Origin of the sequence: Rhizobium sp. BK491, assembly GCF_014194925.1 — a bacterium.
GTDB lineage: Bacteria > Pseudomonadota > Alphaproteobacteria > Rhizobiales > Rhizobiaceae > Rhizobium.
Genome location: NZ_JACIAR010000001.1, coordinates 633277 through 650947, shown reverse-complemented (window position 1 = coordinate 650947; position 17671 = coordinate 633277). Strand labels below are relative to the sequence as shown.

Below are 17671 nucleotides of genomic sequence, written 5' to 3'. Positions count from 1 at the left end.
TTAAAATCTGCACCCAGACAAGCAAAGGGAAGGACAAACAATGCGCGTCTATTACGATCGTGATGCCGATCTCAACCTCATCAAGTCGAAGAAAGTCGCCGTCATCGGCTACGGTTCGCAGGGCCGCGCTCACGCGCTGAACCTGAAGGACAGCGGCGCACAGAACCTTGTGATCGCGCTGAAGTCCGGTTCCCCTACGGTCAAGAAGGCCGAAGCGGACGGCTTCAAGGTCATGACCGTTGCCGAAGCTGCTGCCTGGGCCGACCTGATGATGATGGCGACCCCGGACGAACTGCAGGCCGACATCTACAAGGCCGACATCGCTCCGAATATCCGTGACGGTGCTGCGATCGCTTTCGCCCACGGTCTCAACGTTCACTTCGGCCTCATCGAGCCGAAGGCTTCGGTCGACGTCGTCATGATTGCTCCGAAGGGCCCGGGCCACACGGTTCGCGGCGAATACCAGAAGGGCGGCGGCGTTCCCTGCCTCGTTGCCGTTCACCAGAACGCTTCCGGCAACGCGCTTGAACTGGCTCTCTCCTATGCTTGCGGCGTCGGCGGCGGCCGTTCGGGCATCATCGAAACCAACTTCCGCGAAGAGTGCGAAACCGACCTCTTCGGCGAACAGGTCGTTCTCTGCGGCGGTCTGGTCGAACTCATCCGCGCCGGCTTCGAAACGCTTGTCGAGGCCGGCTACGCTCCGGAAATGGCCTATTTCGAGTGCCTGCACGAAGTGAAGCTGATCGTCGACCTGATCTATGAAGGCGGCATCGCCAACATGAACTACTCGATCTCGAACACGGCAGAATGGGGCGAATACGTCACCGGTCCGCGCATCATCACCGAAGAAACCAAGGCTGAGATGAAGCGCGTCCTCAAGGATATCCAGACCGGCAAGTTCACCTCCGAGTGGATGCAGGAATACCGTTCGGGCGCTGCCCGCTTCAAGGGCATCCGCCGCAACAACGACAGCCACCAGATCGAAGAAGTCGGCGCCAAGCTGCGCGGCATGATGCCCTGGATCGGCAAGAACAAGCTGGTCGACAAGTCGGTCAACTAAGCTTTCGGCGAGAGCAGGATTGGAGGGCCGGGGCGAAAGCTCCGGCCTTTCTATTTTTGAGCTTTGACGTAGAGCCATCTCGTCGGTTCGCCATCAAAGCCGCCACCATCGGCTTCGGTCATGGTGATGTTCTTCCATCCTCTGGCGCTCAGCATAGCCTCAAGCCATACGGCGGAAGGACAGTTGTAATAGCGTCCGAACTTGTCGTGTCCCTCTGCTTCACCCGCCTTGAAGCTGGCGTGGAAGATGCCGCCCGTTTTCAGGGCGCGCAAAATCCGGTCGAAGATATTTGGCAGAGCGGATCGCGGAACATGCAGCAGGCTGGCCTCCGCCCATATGCCGTCGAAGATTTCGGTGGCATCCAAGGCTTCGAAACGCATGACTCGAACAGGCCTGCCAAGATGCTTTTCCGCTTCCTTCGCAAGCTCGGCCGAACCGTCCGTCGGCGTGACGTCGAAGCCGCGCGAGAGCATATAGGCGGCATCCTGGCCGCCGCCGCAACCCAGTTCGAGGATGGTTGCGCGGGCGGGCAGGGCGGCCAGAAAGGCATCCAGCCTCTGGCGCGGTAGCCGGCGTTCACGCGCTGCGTAGATGGCGGCGTTGTCGGTATAGAAGGACGCTGTCGGGTCGGTGCTCATGCTGGCTGGCGTTCATTCCTTTGTAAGGCCATCGTCGATGCTAGCAGGAAAGGCAGACAATATCTGTCACCATGACAAACAAAATAGGTCAGCATTGTTGACTTATCTTTTGTTGCGTGATCTTGTGATACAAAGACCAAAAATTACGAGGAAGCCCCATGTTGAATTGGGAAAATATCTTTGCGACGCGTTCGAGCCGTATGCGCGCCTCCGAAATCCGCGAGCTGCTGAAACTTTTGGAGCGGCCGGATATCATCTCTTTTGCCGGCGGCATTCCCGATCCCGCGTTGTTCCCGGATGCGGAGTTCAAGCAGGCCTATGCCGACATCTTTTCCGGTCCGACTGTCAATGCAGCGCTGCAATATTCGGTCAGCGAAGGCTACAAGCCGCTGCGCGAATGGCTTGTCGGCCAGATGGGCGCGCTCGGCATCCCCTGTGAGCTCGAAAATGTCTTCATCGTTTCCGGTTCGCAGCAGGGGCTCGATTATCTCGGCAAGCTTTTCCTGTCGCCGAAAGACACGGCGCTGGTGACGGCGCCGACCTATCTCGGCGCGCTGCAGGCCTTCAACGCTTATGAGCCGACCTACGATCAGTTGACGCCGAACGGCAACCGCACGCCGGATTCTTATCGCGCCGCGGCTTCGCAGGCGGGGGGCAGGGTGAAGTTTGCTTATCTCTCGGCCGACTTCGCCAACCCGACGGGCGATACTGTCGATCTGGCCGGCCGCAAGAAACTGCTCGACCTTGCCGAAGAGCTGGATATCGCTGTCATCGAAGACGCAGCCTATCAGTCGCTGCGTTATGACGGCGAGCCGGTTGCGCCGATCCTGGCGCTGGAAATCGCGCGCAAGGGCAGGATCAACGACACGCGCACGATCTATTGCGGCAGCTTCTCCAAGACGCTGGCGCCCGGCCTTCGCGTCGGCTTCATCGTCGCCAATGCGCCTGTCATCCGCAAGCTGGTGCTGATGAAGCAGGCGGCCGACCTGCATTCCTCGACCATCAACCAGATCGCGATCCATCAGGTCGCCGAGCGCGGGTTTGATGCGCAGGTTGCCAAGGTCCGCAAGACCTATAGCCACCGCCGCGACTGCATGCTGGCGGCGCTTGCGAAATACATGCCTGACGGTACGAGCTGGACGAAGCCGCAAGGCGGCATGTTTGTCTGGATCACCCTGCCGAAGGGAATGGATGGCGCCAAGCTGCTCGCTCGGTCTCTCGAAACGGCGAAGGTCGCCTTCGTGCCGGGTCAGGCATTCTTTGCCGACGGCAGCGGTGCGAACACCTTCCGCGTCAGCTTCTCCTGCGCCAATGACGACATGATCGAAGAGGGCATCTCGCGGCTCGGCAAGTTGATTGCGGGTGAAATTGGGGCGATGGCGGCCTAGTTTTTACCTTCTCCCCTAGGGGAGAAGGTGGCCCGAAGGGTCGGATGAGGGGGCCAATTGCTGTGTCCCATTCGTCTTTGTGCTCTCGGTATCCCCCTCATCCGCCTGTCGGCACCTTCTCCCCGAGGGGAGAAGGGGTTTATCACTTCGCCAGATGCGGACCGATCAGCGCCAGATCGGCCTCGCTCAAGCGGTCGCTGGCCGTATTACGCTGGTGCCAATAGGGATACATCAGCGGCTGCAGGCTGACGTCGTCTAGCCGCTTGCGCTCCTCGTCGGTCAGCTTCAACTCGGCGCTGGCGAGATTGTCCTTGAACTGTGCCTTCGTGCGGCCGCCGATGATGACTGAGGTCACGCCCCTGCGGCCAATGAGCCAGGCAAGCGCCACCTGGGCTGCCGAAACGCCGCGACCGTCTGCGATTTCCACCAGCGTATCGACGATATTCCACAGGCGGTTCTCGTCGCGGATCGGCGGTTCCGTCCAGCCGGCGAACTGCCGCGTGCCCTCCGGCGTTGCCTGATTGCGGCGATGCTTGCCTGAGAGCAGGCCACCGGCAATCGGGCTCCAGACGAGGATGCCGAGGCCCTGGTCGAGGCTGATCGGCACCAGTTCGTTCTCTGCGTCGCGCGCTTCCAGCGTGTAGTGGATCTGTTGGCTGACGAAGCGTTCGCGCTTGTCGCGCTCGCTGACGCCAAGTGCCTTCATGATGTGCCAGCCGGAAAAGTTCGAGCAGCCGATATAGCGGACCTTGCCCTGGCGAACCAATGTATCGAGCGCTTCCATCGTTTCTTCCAGCGGTGTCTGTCCGTCCCATTCATGCAGCTGGTAGAGATCGATGACGTCGGTCTTCATGCGCTTCAGGCTTGCCTCGCAGGCCTGGATAAGATGCTGGCGGGATGAGCCGACATCGTTGACGCCCGGCCCCATCGGGAAGCGTGCCTTGGTGGCGATGAGCACGCCGTTCTTGCGCGGGCCGCCGATGATCTCGCCGAGAATCTCCTCCGAGGCGCCTTGCGAGTAGACATCGGCGGTATCGAGCAGGTTGACGCCGGCATCGATGCACATGTCGACGAGCTTCTTGGCCTCCTTGACGCCGAGATCACCAACGGTTTTTGCCCAACCGACTCCGCCGAAGGTCATGGTACCCATGGTGATGGTGGAAACTTTGAGGCCGGAGCGGCCAAGCAGGCGATATTCCATAGATCTATCCTCCTCGATCCCGTCTGAATAACGTGCCTCAGAAAATAGTGCCTGATGGCTGGGGTCAAGATTCAATCATCATATGAACGGCAGTCTATTCAAATTCAACTGTCACAATCATGTTAAGCCCTGCGTCTAGACAACCTCCTACAATCTAGCCGAGGACGTTTTCATGAAGACCTTTGTTTCCGCCTTTGCCGGCCTGTTGGCCATTGCTCTTTTCTCCAGCAGCGCCAATGCTGCCGATCTCGTCCTCTACACCAGCCAGCCGAACGCCGATGCGCAGGCAACCGTCGATGGTTTCATGGCCGCCAATCCCGGCATCAAGGTCGATTGGGTTCGTGACGGTACGCCGCAGATTATCGCCAAGCTTCAGGCCGAAATGCAGGCCGGCGCTCCGGTTGCCGATGTCCTGTTGATCGCCGATACGGTAACGCTCGAGCGCTTGAAGGAAGCCGGCAAGCTGCTCGCCTACAAGTCGCCGGAAGCCGCGAATTACGATGCGTCGCTTTATGACACTGACGGCTATTACTATTCCACCAAGCTGATCACGACCGGCATCGTCTACAACACGGCCGCCGCCATGAAGCCGGCAAGCTGGCAGGATCTGGTGAAGCCGGAAGCCAAGGGCCTCGTCGCCATGCCGAGCCCGCTTGCTTCGGGCGCCGCTCTCATCCACGCACAGACGCTCGCCGGCGTCGGCAGCCTCGGCTGGGACTACTACAAGCACCTCGCCGACAACGGCGCGATCGCTTCCGGCGGCAATGGCGCCGTGCTGAAGTCGGTCGCTTCCGGCGAGAAGGCCTATGGCATGATTGTCGATTACATGCCGATCCGTGAAAAGGCCAAGGGCGCTCCGCTGGAATTCGTCTTCCCGAAGGAAGGCGTTTCGGCCGTCACCGAGCCGGTCGGCATTCTCGCCGGCACGCAGCACGCCGATGCCGCCAGGAAGTTCGTCGATTACGTCCTTTCCGAAAAGGGCCAGGAAGGCTTCCTGAAGCTTGGCTACATCCCGGCTCGCAACGGCACGCCGCTGCCGGAAGGTTTTCCGTCACGTCACAGCATCAAGATTTTGCCGTTGAATGCAGCCGATGCTCTCAAGAACGCGGATCAGGACCTCAAGACCTTCTCCACCTACTTCAAGTCGAAATAATCCAACCCGGATTTGGAATGTACTCATATGTGCGTCGAGGAAACAGCCAGCCGGCCTGGCTGTTTCCTTTTGTTGTTGCCGTTGTGCTTTTGCTCAGTGTCCTGCCGCTGGCACGGCTGGCGTTTGCCGGCATCGAGGCGCTGCTTAGGGGCGGCACCTATGAACTCATCACCGATCCCTCGCTCTGGCGCTCGGCCTGGTACACGATAGAGACTGCCGTGCTCGGCACTGTCGTTTCGGTGGTCCTTGGTTGCCTCTTCGCATTCCTGCTGACATTGACGGATCTCTCGGGCAGGGGGCTTCTTGGCTTCCTCTTCGTGCTGCCTATGATGATCCCGCCGCAGGTAACGGCGCTAGCCTGGGTGCAGATGTCCGGGCCGTCGAGCCCTTTACTGAAAGCGTTGCATATCGCGCCGCCGCTCGGTTCGCCGCAGCCGCTCTATTCTGTTGGCGGCATTGCGCTGCTCTATGGCGTTCAGCATGCGCCGCTCGTCTATCTCGCTCTGCGCGCCGGCCTGATGGCGCTGCCGCGCGATGGCGTCGAGGCCGCAAGGCTTTCCGGCGCGTCCGGCCTGCGTGTCTTCCGCGATATCATCCTGCCCTTGTCTCTGCCCGGTGTCATTGCGGGCGCTGCGATTGCCTTCGTCTCGTCCATTGGCAATTTCGGCATTCCGGCGATCCTTGGCATTCCCGCCTCGATCTATACGCTCTCGACCTTGATCTTCACGAAGTTCTCCAATTTCGGGCCGCGCACCTTCGGCGATATCGCCGTGCTCTCGACGATGATCGCCATCATTGCGATTGCCGGGCTTGCCGTGCAGGGCAGGGCCTTGAAGGGGCGTGACTATCGCGTCATCGGTATTTCCGGCGCGACGGCTGCCTTTTCGCTCGGCCGTTGGCGCTATCTGGCGCTGCCGGTGCTCTATGCCACCCTCTTCGTCATGCTCGTTGCTCCCTTTCTGGCGCTGGTCGCAGGTGCGCTTGTGCCGGCCTATGGCGTGCCTCTCACCGTCAAGACGGCATCGCTGAACGCCTTCACTGAAATCCTGTTTCGGCAGAGCATAACACGCACGGCCTTTTCCAATTCGCTATTCCTCGCCGGCGTGACGTCACTCGGTCTCCTGTTGGTGACAGTGCTCGCGGCCTATGCGCTGACGCGGCGCAAAGACATGCTGAGCCGCATCGTCGGCGGCATGATCGAGATTCCCTATGCGCTTCCGGGCATCATCATCGCTGTCTGTTTCATCCTGGTGTTTGCGGCACCCTTGCCGATCCTCAACGTCACGCTTTACGGGACGATCTGGATCATTCTGCTTGCCTATTTCTCCGCCTATTTCGCGGTCAGCCTGAAGCCGGTCATGAGCGCCTTCCTGCAGCTCGATCCGGCACTGGAAGAGGCGGCCCGACTTTCCGGGGCCGGCTTTTTCCGCCGTCTTGCCGACATCATCGTGCCGCTGATCGCGCCGGCGGCGGGCGCATCCGTGATCCTCGTCTTCCTCATCGCCTGCAACGAGCTGACCGTTTCGGCGCTGCTCTGGTCGGCCGGCACGCAGACGCTGGGCGTCGTCATCTACAATCTCGACGATGGCGGGAGCGCCGATCTAGCCTCGGCCATGTCGGTCATCGTCATCGCCATGGTCGTCATCATGATGGCGCTTCTGGAAATCATGGCCAAGCGCCTGCCGAAGGGAGTGGTGCCTTGGCGAAGCTGATCCTCAATCATGTCAGCAAGGATTTCGGCACGGGCGGACGCGCTGCCGTCAATGCTTTGTCGCTCGATGTCCGCGAAGGCGGCTTCCTAGCGCTGCTTGGCCCCTCCGGTTGCGGCAAGACGACCGTGCTTCGAATGATCGCCGGTTTTGAGCAGCCGACCGATGGCTCCATCCATCTCGGCGAACGGCTGCTGGCGGATGCGGCGAACATGCTGCCGCCGGAGCGGCGCAATATGGCGATGGTGTTTCAATCCTACGCGCTCTGGCCGCATATGAACGTCGCTGACAATGTCGGCTACCCGCTCAAGGTGCGCGGCATCTCCGGCGAGCGCTACCGCGAGAAAGTGCGCGAGGCACTGGCGACGGTGCGTCTTGGCGACTACGCCGAACGCCGGCCCGCCGATCTCTCCGGCGGCCAGCGCCAGCGCGTGGCGCTCGCCCGCTGCCTGGTGACATCGCCCGATGTCGTGCTGCTGGACGAGCCGCTCGCCAACCTTGACCGTCATCTGAAGAAGGAGATGGAGGAGACCTTTCGCGAATTCCACCAGCGCTCCGGTGCCACCATGATTTATGTCACCCATGACCAGAGCGAAGCGATGGCGCTCGCGACCGACGTTGCCGTCATGTCCGAAGGGCGGCTCCTGCAGGTGGCGCCGCCGGCGGAGATCTATGCGCGCCCCGAAGGCAAAATGGTCGGCGGATTGGTCGGGCAGGGTGCCATCCTATCGATGGCTTTTCCCGATGGCGGTCCACGCCGTATCGATTGGCCGTTCTTCCGAGACTTGTGGGAGAATGGGGCAGGTGGCTCGGCCAGAGCGGATATTCTCGTGCGGCCGGAGGACGTGGTTGCCGATGGGGAGGGCATTTCATGCCGTGTCGATTCCATTCTTTATGAGGGCGAGCGCTATGCGCTGAGGCTGTCGATGCCGGATGGACAGGTGCTGCGCGCCTATAGCCGCGAGGCTGTTGCCGTGGGCGATGATTATCGGGTCGCGATCCGCTCCGCCTGGCGGCTTTGATCGGTAGGGGACAAGATGGTTGTTCCATGTCGCCTCCTATGCTTGATTTGCTCGGCGTCACGAAGGGGAGTCGCGCATGTCCGATCATAGCTTTCCGATTTTCGATCTCGGCGCTTTCAAAGCAGCCGATCATGACGAGAAGAAGCGGCTCGGTGCGGAGGTGGATCGAATATGCCGCTCGACCGGCTTTCTGGCGATTGCCAACCACGGTGTCGCGGATGCCATGATCGCCGAGGTGTGGAAGAAGACGCAGACTTTTTTCGATCTGCCGTCTGAGGTGAAGCAGAAGGCGAAAACGCTCTATCCCGGCTACCCCTACGGCTATCTCGGGCCGGGCACTGAGGCACTTGCAAAATCGCGCAACGTGGACACGCCGCCGGATCTGAAAGAAAGCTTCAATGGTGGCCCACTTTCTGTACCCTCAGGCATGACGGATCCTGAAGCACTCGGCTTCTGCTATGCCGCGACCATCTGGCCGGAGGGGCCTGAAGGATTCGTGGAGGCATGGAAGGGCTATTATCGGGCGATGGAAGATCTCGCGGCGCGTATCATGCGTGTCTTCGCAACGGCGCTCGGCCTCGATGAACATTTCTTCGATTCCTATGTCGACGCGCCGATCAGCGCGCTGAGGGCACTGAATTATCCCGAACAGCATGTGCCACCGCAGCCGGGCCAGCTTCGCGCCGGCGCGCATACCGATTACGGCAGCCTGACGATCCTCCTGCCGCAACCCGGCTCGAAAGGGCTGGAGATCATCGCCCCTGATGGCAACTGGACGCCAGTGCCGCCGGTCGAAGGTGCTTTCGTCATCAACATCGGCGACCTGATGGCGCTCTGGACCAACGATCGCTGGGTGTCCACGGTGCATCGTGTCGTCAATCCGCCGCCGGAAGAGGGCGGCATGCAGCGCCGCCAGTCTCTAGCCTTCTTCCACCAGCCGAACTGGTTTGCCGAAATCGCCTGCCTGCCGTCGTGCCTGAAGGAAGGCGAGGAGCCGAAATATGCTCCCGTTCTTTCCGGCCCATATCTGATGGGCAAGTTCAAATCGACGGTAACAGCCAAGGCCGGATGATGCGAGTATAATAAGCCGGCTCATATTCTTCTTAAACTGGAATGCTTCATGTCCCTGCGCCTTGCGACTTTCAATGTCGAAAATCTTCTGACCCGTTTCGATTACACTGGTTTTCGCAATCAGCTGCGCCAGGATCGCGTATTGCAGCTCTTCGATGTCCGTAATGAAGAGATCTATCAGCAGCTGGAAGCGGCACGCGTGATTGCGGCGACCGACGACACCAGGCAGATGACGGCGCTTGCGATTGCGGATGCCGATGCTGACATCATCTGCCTGCAGGAGGTCGACAACATGGCGGCGCTGCAGGCTTTCGAATATGGCTATCTCTACCGCATGGTCGGCAATGGCTATCGGCAGAAATTCCTGATCGAAGGCAATGACAGCCGCGGCATCGATGTCGCCGTGATGATGCGCGAGGAAACGCGCGACGGCCAGCCGATCGTGCTTAACGACATCAAGAGTCACGCCATGGTGACCTACGGCAATTTCGGTCTTTTTAACGACGAGCTTGCGGAGCTCGGCCTTCATTCGGAGGACAAGATCTTCAAGCGCGATTGCCTGGAGCTGCACCTCCATATTGGTGGGGTTCCGTTTTCGCTCTATGTCATCCATCTGAAATCGATGGGACCTGCGCGCGAGGGCGTGGATGGACGTCATGCGACCATGCCGATCCGCCGAGCCGAGACCATGGCGGTTCGCCGCATCATCGAAGATCGCTTCGGGGCTGGCCACACGGCGACGAAGAATTTCGCCATCTGCGGCGACATGAACGACTATCAGGAATGGATCGACGTCATCGGCACACGCCGCAGCGGCTATCGGTTCGAACCACGCGACGAGGAGAAGGGCAGCGCCCTCGATGTTTTCAGCCATGATGGTTTTGCGGAGAACGTTGTGCGGCGGCGAGAGGAGCTTGACCGCTGGACGCTTTACCACGCCCGAGGGCCGCAGGAGCAGCGGCTTTGCCAGCTTGATTACATCTGGCTCTCTCCGGCGCTGGCACGCGCCAATGCCACGCGCATGCCCGATATCATCCGCTCGGGCCAGCCTTTCCGCACTATTTTCCCACCGGGGCAGGAGGTGGAGCGCTATCCGCGCGTCGGCTGGGACAGGCCGAAAGCCTCAGACCATTGCCCCGTCGTCATGACATTGGATTTGATATGAGCATCTCAGAACAGAACGACATGGCCGGCTGGCCGCCGGAAGGCACCGTATTTCCCGTTTCCGGGATCGATCTTGCCGTGCTGCCAGGCGAGCATCCTTTCCACGTTCAGGAGTCTGCGGCGGCGCAGGAGAACTGGGCAAGGGAAATCGCCGCCAATCCAGCCCTCTTTGATGGGCGCATGATCTTCCAGCGTCGTCTTTCGCTTGCCGACGGCCTCGTCAGGGGTGAAGCCTATGTGACGCCTTTCTCGACCTTCCTTTGGTGGCGCAAGCAAAGTGAGCGGCACGGTGGCTTTCATCTTTTCGCATTTCCGGTGGCGGTATCGTCCGATGGTGCGATCATCGCGATCCGCATGGCGCCGCACACTGCCAATCCCGGCCAAATTTATTGCGCGGCTGGATCGATGGACGAAAATGATATTGTCAACGACCACGCCGACGTCGCTGGCAATATGCGACGCGAGGTGCTGGAGGAAACCGGTCTGGATTTGAACAACGCGATCGCCGACCCTGGATACTACGCAACCCATATGAATCGTTCCGTCACGCTCTTTCGGGTTTTCCGCTTTCCGTGGACGGCCGAGGATATGCTTCGGCGCATCGAGGCGCATATACTGGTTTCCGAAGAGGACGAGGTCGATGGCGTGGTCGCCATTCGCTCGGCAGATCCCGCCGCGCATCACTACAGCGTGGCGATGCTGCCGATCCTTGCTTGGTTCTTCGGTGGCGGTAGATAGCTTGGGCTTGCGCTGGGGTCGCTTGCCGGTATGAATAATCAAGTCTGGAAGTATGGATGGAGGCCAGATTGGCGCGCAGCTACAGTGTCTATGATGTGTTCACCGACAACAAGTTGGCGGGCAATCCGCTCGCAATCATTTTCGATGCGGGGGACCTGAGCGATGAGGCAATGCAGGCGATCGCCAGGGAGATGAACCTTTCCGAGACGGTCTTTGTGCTGCCGCCGCAAAATCCCGCCCACACGGCGAGCCTGCGCATATTCACGCCCGGTCGCGAACTGCCTTTTGCAGGGCATCCGACAGTCGGCACGGCGATCGCGTTGGCAGAGAAGGTCCATGCCAATCATGGCGGTGACCTCGATCTCGTTTCCGTTCTCGACGAGCGCGTCGGACCGGTGCGCTGCGCCATCAAGCTACGCCAGAACAAGGCGAGTTTTGCCGAGTTCGATCTACCGAAGAAGTCGCAGGAGATCCCGCTGCCGCTCGACAGGGCCGATATCGCCAATGCGCTCAGCCTGAAGATCACCGAGATTGGCTTCGAGAACCATGTACCTTCCATATGGAGTGCCGGAGTGCCGTTTCTTTTGGTGCCGGTGCACGATGTCGGCGTGGCTGAAAGGCTGGAGTTCGATCTGCAGCTTTGGGAAAAGACGGTGCCCTTCGTCGACGGCGCGCTTGCTTCGGCTTTCATTTATTGCCGCGGCGGCGTCAATCACGTTGCCAAATTCCACGCGCGCATGTTCCCCGTGGGAATGGGTATCGTCGAGGACCCGGCGACGGGTGCTGCAGTGGCGGCGCTGTCCGGGGCGATCAATCAGTTCGATGCTTTGCCGGATGGGCATCATCCTGTTGTCATAGAGCAGGGCATCGAGATGGGACGGCCATCGCTGATTCATCTTCACCTCGATATCAATGGTGGCCTGATCGCCAATGCCCGCATCGGCGGCCAGGCGGTGCGTGTTGCATCGGGAATTCTTGAGCTTTGATTTTATTGACTTTTCGGCCGCCTCTGAAATTTTTTTGACAAAAAAACAAAGAAAATTCGTCTGGCCGCTGGACAATCAAACCGATCCTATTTATATGCCCGGTCACGCCGCCAGCAAGCGGTACGGGTGATTAGCTCAGTTGGTAGAGCAGCTGACTCTTAATCAGCGGGTCGTAGGTTCGAGCCCTACATCACCCACCAAAAACTCCTTGAAATCGTTAGTTAATTCGAAACGTCTCGAGGGTTTTCGGCTGCGCGGTTCCCAGCAGATTGGAAACGGTTTCCAATTCAAGATCCGCGCTATTCCGGAATGCAGCGGGCTTGATCTCGTTCCAGCGGCTTTCCATGAGCTTCATCGCATCCGCGCTGAACTCCGTGGCGCGACGTCCTTCCCGTACTTCAGCATAAGACAGGTGTTCGTCCGCGGTTCTTCTCCCGATCGGACAGCAATCGATGTTGTCGGTAGGGTTGTCGCTCTAGTCGGAAAGCCTGCCCAGTAGAAGGCCGGTAAATAAGCCGAGGAGCGCCGTCACGATCAGGACGGAGCTCGTAGCTGTCGGATTTTCCTTTGCGGCCTGCACTACGTTCCGGCCCTCGGCGCGGGCATGATCCGCGATGTTTGCCACTTTTCCCTTTGCTGAAGAAAGGGCCTCGTCGGCGCGGTCCGAGGCGCTATCGATCCGCTTTGCCAAATCGGTGGAGAGCCTATCGATCTGGCTGCGGAGTTCATCGATCTGCGCATTGATGTCCTTGTCCAGCGAGATGTCGGCCATGATGCCCTCCTCCTTGATTGCGGGTAAGTTCCTCCAGGAACGAATGGAGGCTTGCTTTGGTTCCCATCAGGTTGAACGACGTCTTTCGCAGTTGGAGAAGTTTTGAAACGGTCACGAAGCGACCGATATGCCAATGGCTTCAGCGCAGATGCAGGAGAAACGCGGTCGGCGCTGATATCGACATCGTGAAAAGAAATAGAGAAAGCCCATATTTCAGTCTTCGCATTCGGCGCGTCTTTAAGCCGTCCCAGTCGTATCCCATAAGTATATCCTGTTTGCTTTGCGTTTATTGATGCTGGAAATATCCCATGAATTGTTTGCGCGAAGCTTGTGAATTGTTTTTATCAAGGCGATGAATAAATACATCGGATTATACAATCCTGTGCTGCAATTTTTTCTTTTGTTTTTGCAAGTATAACCGAAAAGGTCCATTATTAAACTAGAAGTAGTGAGTTTGGACCCTATCGTAGACTTTGCGCGAGCTGCAATCTCTGATTTGACTGAACATCCAGCCGGGCACTGATCGCGCATCAACCAATCTACATCACCAGATTATGCTGTTGCTGTAAGCGACGCCCGCGCCTGCGCTCGCTCGGATAGGCCGGGCCGGCCAACGGAGCTTTCCGGTGATCACTCCGCGTTCAAATAACGTCAGACATGTCCGGCCGAGGGCAATGGCCATCGCTTTCGGCCATGTGCGTTCAAGGCTTCCTATATCCACCTTCCATGACGCTGAATACAAAGATAGCGGCCAGAATCACGATCAGCGTATAATCGAAGGCGGAGAGCAGTCGAAGCAGTTCCATGATGTTTCTCCTCCCACAGAGAACACGAACCAGAACAACCGCTAGTATGTTCCTCCCGCGGGCGCATGCCAAGTTTTTTGCATCCTGCGGTGCAAAAACAATGTTGTGCGAGGCACAATAACCAGTTGTTTCCAAAGAGATATCAGCACTCTATTAACTGCTACTGGTTGCGGCGAGGGCGAGCGCGCGCTGCAATCGTATTGTCAACAAATTTTATAGAGTATAGCATCGGCACAGTGATAAGTCCGATTGCCCAACGCTTGCAGAAATCACGTGGTGCGATCGATTTGGAGGGAGTTGGCTATTGACCCTTGGCTCTGACCATCAGCCGCGTGACCTGCCTGTTGTCGTTATCGTTGGCGGTGGCGTTTCCGGAACCGGGGTTGCCTTTCATCTGCTGCAGCGACAGTTGCTGCGGGCTGGGCAGGTTTTCATATTCGAGCCGCGGGAGCGTTTGGGGGCAGGGCTCGCCTACGACACGCAGGATGTCGCCCATCGCATCAACGTGCCTGCGGCGAGGATGAGCCTGCTGTCCGATGACATCGAACATTTTCAGCGCTGGTTGCTGGAAAATAATGCGCTTGCCGATGATGATGCGGCGATTGCCGTCGATGGCAGTCTTTTTCCGCGACGCTCCGTTTTCGGGAGCTATATCAACAGCATGATCCGTCCCTTCGTCGAGAACGGGCGGCTGCGCCACGTCAGGCAAAGCGTCGAGCGGATCCAGAGGACGGGCGGCCGCTGGGCGGTGACCGGTGCTGGCGGAGAGCGCGTTGATGCCGATATTCTCGTCATCGCGACAAGCCACCCGTCGCCTTTGCCGCCGCAGGTGTTGCGGGATGCGCTTGCCGATCACCCACGCTTTGTTGCCGACCCAACGCGTCCTGATGCGCTTTCGGTCGTCGGCGCCGGAGATCGCGTCCTTGTGGTCGGCAACGGCCTGACCTCGGCCGACGTCATCGCCTCGCTCGAACTTAGGGGACATAAGGGGCCGGTCACCGCGATATCCCGACGCGGTCTGCGCTCGCGCGGCCATGCCGCGGTCAAGCAGGAGCTATTCGGCGATTTTGCTGATCAGCCCTCGAAAACCGCGGTTGATCTGCTGAAAAGCGTGCGAGCGGCTATCCGCAGGGCGGAAGGTGAAGGACGCAGCTGGCATGCGGTCATCGATCAGGTAAGGACGCAGGGGCGGCAAATCTGGGAGGCGCTTCCGATCGAGGAGCGACGCCGGCTAGTTCGGCATTTGCGGCCGTTTTGGGATGTCCATCGCTTCCGTGTTGCGCCGCAGGTGGAAGCTGTCAGCGAACGGGCGCTTGCAAGCGGCAGGCTTGAGGTGCTGGCGGCTTCGGTTGCGGAGGTTGGCGTTACCGATGATGTCATCGATTGCCGGTTGCGATTGAGCCGTTCCGACCGCTTCGTGAGAAGGCAATTCGATGCGGTCGTCGTCACCACGGGTCCCGGACACCGTGGCATTCTGCAATCCCAAGCCTGGATCGATGAGTTGTCGAAAGCCGGATATCTCACATTGGATCCCGCCCGCTTGGGATTTTCCTGCGATACGCAATCACGCGCCTTGGCGGCCGACGGTACAGTGACACCATCTCTGTTTATCTCCGGACCGCTTGCACGCGGAACCTTCGGCGAATTGATGGGATTGCCCGAGGTGGTCGAGCACGCCGTTCTCGTGGCCGACCAGGTGGCAGGCGCGATCGCCGATTACACGACGCGTGGGCAAGGGAAGGCATATTTGGACAGTAGTGCCGCCTAAAATCCAAGAAAAGCCGCAAATTCGTTGCTCAGACGATACAATTGCCTAAATTTACTCATATAAACTATACAATTTGTGAGTTACTATCTTGTTCCCACGAGATTGCGGGGTTACTTCCGCAGTCCCATGCTGACAGGATCGGCCCGTTGAGTCTCTTTCGAGCCATGCCGGGTTTTTAACAACTGACTTTGCAGTAAAGCGGACGGCGATGCTTACGAAAAAAGGAAAGTACGGATTGAAGGCGCTGGTGGATCTCGCACGCCTCGGCCCGGGTGAAACCGCGTTCATCAACGATATCGCGTTACGCAACAATATTCCGAAGAAGTTTCTCGATACCATCTTGCTCGAATTGCGAAACGCCGGCGTGTTGCGTTCGAAGAAGGGGCCAGGCGGCGGTTATTCGCTGTCGCGTCCCGCCTCGGAAATCCGCATCGGCCATGTCATCCGTACCCTGGACGGTCCGCTGGCTCCTATCCGCTGCGCCAGCCGCACGGCCTATGAAGCCTGCGACGACTGTTCCGATCCGGAGCGTTGTCAGGTACGGCGCTCGATGACGGAGGTGCGTGACGCGATTGCCGAGATTCTCGACAACATGTCGCTGGAACAATTCGTCGCCGGCGGCGCGGATTTCGACGTCCCGGAACGGGAAGATCGACGCGCTTCTCATACCGCCTGATTTTCGACGTAACTTGGCTTTCAAGGCAACCAACTCTTCAATGGCTTCACGCCGTTAAGATGGTAGTTGCCGACGATGTGATGTTTCTGGCGGGCCGGTTCATGCAGCGTATGGATGCGGGCGTTGCGCCAATGGCGGTCGAGGTTCAGGCCGATGCCCGCCGACGCCGTGCCGGCAAGCTCGAACAGCGTGTCGGCTGCCTCCATCGCAATATCAGCCGTCATCGTCTGGGCTGCCGTAACTGAGAGCGCCGCATCGATGACGTGGTCTTCCGTGAGATTGATCTGCGCCGCGTCGATCTTGCCGCCGGCCCGTTCCATCGTTGCCGTTGCAGCTTCGATGCGCACGGCAATTTCTCCGATTCTCGTTACGATCAGCGGATCGTTGACGGCTTGCTCATCCCCATCGCTTTCCCTCGGGTGAGAACGCGCCCGCACGAACTCCATAGTCGCTGCCAGTGCGGATCTGGCGATACCGAGATTGATTCCAGCGTGCGTGAGTTGGTTCACGCAATCGATCACCGTCGGCGCCGCCAACTTTTCTCGGTTTACAAGCAGGGTGTCGGCGTTGAGATAGACATTATGCAATATGACCGTGCCGTTTCCGGAGGTGCGTTGACCAAAGCCGTCCCAATCGTCGATGATTTGGATGCCTTCCGCATTTCTGGGCACGACAGCGGCTATCGATCCTTGGCGTTTGTCCGCCGCGAACAGCGCGATCCAATCTGAAAAGAGAACGCTGGCGGACGGCCGGCTACGTCCGTTGAGGCGGAAGCCGGCTCCGTCCGATGTCAGATGCCAGGAGTGCTGGTCGCCGCCGCTTGCACCGGCCTCGGAAAAGATGCTGCCGAAACGATCGCCGGTAATGGCGCGATCGAAAAGGGATGCCCTTTGGTCCTCACCGCCGCCAATTCTGACCGCTTCCAGCACGTGAAAATGCGTCTGCAATATCTGCGCGATGGAAGGATCGGCCTCCGCAAGGATGGCGATGACTTCGGCGAGAACGCTGTTCGAAATGTCGATGCCGCCATTTTCGGAAGGAACGGAAATTCCAAGCAGCCCCGATTGGGATAGAGCCTCGGCCTCGTCATAGGGCAGGATGCGGTTGATATCGCGGTCGCTCGCCTGCTGTGCAAAGGCTGCCGCAAACGAGCGCGCAATATCGAGCGCCTCCTCTTCGCTTTGAACGCGATGGGCGGGCGGCCTGACGCGTTCATACAATTGGGAAACAGTCCCCATTTGTCACTCCTTGACCAGCGCCGGCTCGGCTCCTCAGGGCGTGGCAAATCAGCGAGATGCTGGTTTCGCACCCTTCCATATAATAGGCGCCGACTGAAAAATTGTAAGCGCTCGACACGATGTCAGTCAGGTCGAATAGCGAACTCGGTGCCTTCCAATGCCATTCCCTCCACAGCGAAAGCGGTTTCGAAATCTGATCTTAGGGCCCGGAATTGCTTTCCCTTTTCCCAGTTCAATCGAGGGCGCGGCACGAAGAAAGCAACCGACCGCTGGATGTTTTT

Annotated in this window: 15 protein-coding genes and 1 tRNA gene; 12 read left to right on the top strand and 4 right to left on the bottom strand. The window is 59.0% G+C overall.

The window, feature by feature from the left end; translation table 11 throughout:
• Positions 1-40 precede the first annotated feature (40 nt).
• A complete protein-coding gene (ilvC, locus tag FHX05_RS03230; protein WP_183870647.1) occupies positions 41-1060 on the top strand; it encodes a ketol-acid reductoisomerase in 1020 nt (339 codons plus the stop codon).
• Positions 1061-1110: 50 nt separating this feature from the next.
• On the opposite strand, the gene FHX05_RS03225 is transcribed toward ilvC, so the two are convergent.
• Entirely contained in the window at positions 1111-1698 is a 588-nt protein-coding gene (locus FHX05_RS03225; protein WP_183870646.1) for a class I SAM-dependent methyltransferase, read from the bottom strand.
• Between the two features lie 158 nt (positions 1699-1856).
• On the opposite strand from FHX05_RS03225, the gene FHX05_RS03220 reads away from it, so the two are divergent.
• A complete protein-coding gene (locus tag FHX05_RS03220; RefSeq protein ID WP_183870645.1) occupies positions 1857-3086 on the top strand; it encodes a PLP-dependent aminotransferase family protein in 1230 nt (409 codons plus the stop codon).
• 142 nt (positions 3087-3228) lie between these two features.
• Here the strand turns inward: FHX05_RS03220 and FHX05_RS03215 are convergent, their stop codons facing one another.
• A complete protein-coding gene (locus FHX05_RS03215) occupies positions 3229-4287 on the bottom strand; it encodes an aldo/keto reductase (RefSeq protein WP_183870644.1) in 1059 nt (352 codons plus the stop codon).
• 172 nt (positions 4288-4459) lie between these two features.
• Here FHX05_RS03215 and FHX05_RS03210 point away from each other — a divergent pair, with 172 nt between their 5' ends.
• The 8 genes from FHX05_RS03210 (at position 4460) to FHX05_RS03175 (ending at position 12330) form a co-directional block, all read left to right on the top strand.
• On the top strand, positions 4460-5440 hold the full coding sequence (locus FHX05_RS03210; RefSeq protein WP_183870643.1) for an ABC transporter substrate-binding protein: 981 nt from the start codon (positions 4460-4462) through the stop codon (positions 5438-5440).
• A gap of 17 nt (positions 5441-5457) precedes the next feature.
• Entirely contained in the window at positions 5458-7152 is a 1695-nt protein-coding gene (locus tag FHX05_RS03205; protein ID WP_183870642.1) for an iron ABC transporter permease, read from the top strand.
• Positions 7140-8171 (top strand): ABC transporter ATP-binding protein, encoded by a 1032-nt coding sequence (locus FHX05_RS03200; RefSeq protein WP_183870641.1) that lies wholly within the window; start codon positions 7140-7142, stop codon positions 8169-8171. Before FHX05_RS03205 ends, FHX05_RS03200 begins: the two co-directional genes overlap by 13 nt.
• Positions 8172-8247: 76 nt before the next feature.
• Positions 8248-9243, top strand: a complete 996-nt coding sequence (locus FHX05_RS03195; protein ID WP_183870640.1) for an isopenicillin N synthase family oxygenase — start codon at positions 8248-8250, stop codon at positions 9241-9243.
• A gap of 48 nt (positions 9244-9291) precedes the next feature.
• Entirely contained in the window at positions 9292-10407 is a 1116-nt protein-coding gene (locus tag FHX05_RS03190) for an endonuclease/exonuclease/phosphatase family protein (RefSeq protein ID WP_183870639.1), read from the top strand.
• Positions 10404-11144 (top strand): NUDIX hydrolase, encoded by a 741-nt coding sequence (locus FHX05_RS03185; protein WP_183709766.1) that lies wholly within the window; start codon positions 10404-10406, stop codon positions 11142-11144. The genes FHX05_RS03190 and FHX05_RS03185 overlap by 4 nt, the downstream gene beginning before the upstream one ends.
• A gap of 68 nt (positions 11145-11212) precedes the next feature.
• Positions 11213-12130, top strand: a complete 918-nt coding sequence (locus tag FHX05_RS03180; protein ID WP_183871174.1) for a PhzF family phenazine biosynthesis protein — start codon at positions 11213-11215, stop codon at positions 12128-12130.
• Between the two features lie 124 nt (positions 12131-12254).
• Positions 12255-12330, top strand: a tRNA-Lys gene (locus FHX05_RS03175).
• A 275-nt stretch (positions 12331-12605) separates the two neighbouring features.
• Here the strand turns inward: FHX05_RS03175 and FHX05_RS03170 are convergent.
• Positions 12606-12902: a hypothetical protein gene (locus FHX05_RS03170; RefSeq protein WP_112334593.1), complete on the bottom strand. Its 297-nt coding sequence runs from the start codon at positions 12900-12902 to the stop codon at positions 12606-12608.
• Between the two features lie 1110 nt (positions 12903-14012).
• On the opposite strand from FHX05_RS03170, the gene FHX05_RS03165 reads away from it, so the two are divergent.
• Both FHX05_RS03165 and FHX05_RS03160 read left to right on the top strand, forming a co-directional pair.
• On the top strand, positions 14013-15476 hold the full coding sequence (locus FHX05_RS03165; protein WP_183870638.1) for an FAD/NAD(P)-binding protein: 1464 nt from the start codon (positions 14013-14015) through the stop codon (positions 15474-15476).
• Between the two features lie 208 nt (positions 15477-15684).
• Complete coding sequence (locus FHX05_RS03160; protein ID WP_015340239.1) at positions 15685-16152, top strand: Rrf2 family transcriptional regulator; 468 nt, start codon at positions 15685-15687, stop codon at positions 16150-16152.
• Between the two features lie 20 nt (positions 16153-16172).
• On the opposite strand, the gene FHX05_RS03155 is transcribed toward FHX05_RS03160, so the two are convergent.
• Positions 16173-17390, bottom strand: a complete 1218-nt coding sequence (locus FHX05_RS03155) for an SfnB family sulfur acquisition oxidoreductase (protein ID WP_183870637.1) — start codon at positions 17388-17390, stop codon at positions 16173-16175.
• Positions 17391-17671 lie beyond the last annotated feature (281 nt).

Excerpts from the sequence above, each read along its gene's own strand:
- ilvC (WP_183870647.1), top strand. The coding sequence starts at position 41 with ATGCGCGTCTATTACGATCGTGATGCCGATCTCAACCTCATCAAGTCG.
- FHX05_RS03225 (WP_183870646.1), bottom strand. The coding sequence starts at position 1,698 with ATGAGCACCGACCCGACAGCGTCCTTCTATACCGACAACGCCGCCATC.
- FHX05_RS03220 (WP_183870645.1), top strand. The coding sequence starts at position 1,857 with ATGTTGAATTGGGAAAATATCTTTGCGACGCGTTCGAGCCGTATGCGC.
- FHX05_RS03215 (WP_183870644.1), bottom strand. The coding sequence starts at position 4,287 with ATGGAATATCGCCTGCTTGGCCGCTCCGGCCTCAAAGTTTCCACCATC.
- FHX05_RS03210 (WP_183870643.1), top strand. The coding sequence starts at position 4,460 with ATGAAGACCTTTGTTTCCGCCTTTGCCGGCCTGTTGGCCATTGCTCTT.
- FHX05_RS03205 (WP_183870642.1), top strand. The coding sequence starts at position 5,458 with ATGTACTCATATGTGCGTCGAGGAAACAGCCAGCCGGCCTGGCTGTTT.
- FHX05_RS03195 (WP_183870640.1), top strand. The coding sequence starts at position 8,248 with ATGTCCGATCATAGCTTTCCGATTTTCGATCTCGGCGCTTTCAAAGCA.
- FHX05_RS03190 (WP_183870639.1), top strand. The coding sequence starts at position 9,292 with ATGTCCCTGCGCCTTGCGACTTTCAATGTCGAAAATCTTCTGACCCGT.
- FHX05_RS03185 (WP_183709766.1), top strand. The coding sequence starts at position 10,404 with ATGAGCATCTCAGAACAGAACGACATGGCCGGCTGGCCGCCGGAAGGC.
- FHX05_RS03170 (WP_112334593.1), bottom strand. The coding sequence starts at position 12,902 with ATGGCCGACATCTCGCTGGACAAGGACATCAATGCGCAGATCGATGAA.
- FHX05_RS03160 (WP_015340239.1), top strand. The coding sequence starts at position 15,685 with ATGCTTACGAAAAAAGGAAAGTACGGATTGAAGGCGCTGGTGGATCTC.
- FHX05_RS03155 (WP_183870637.1), bottom strand. The coding sequence starts at position 17,390 with ATGGGGACTGTTTCCCAATTGTATGAACGCGTCAGGCCGCCCGCCCAT.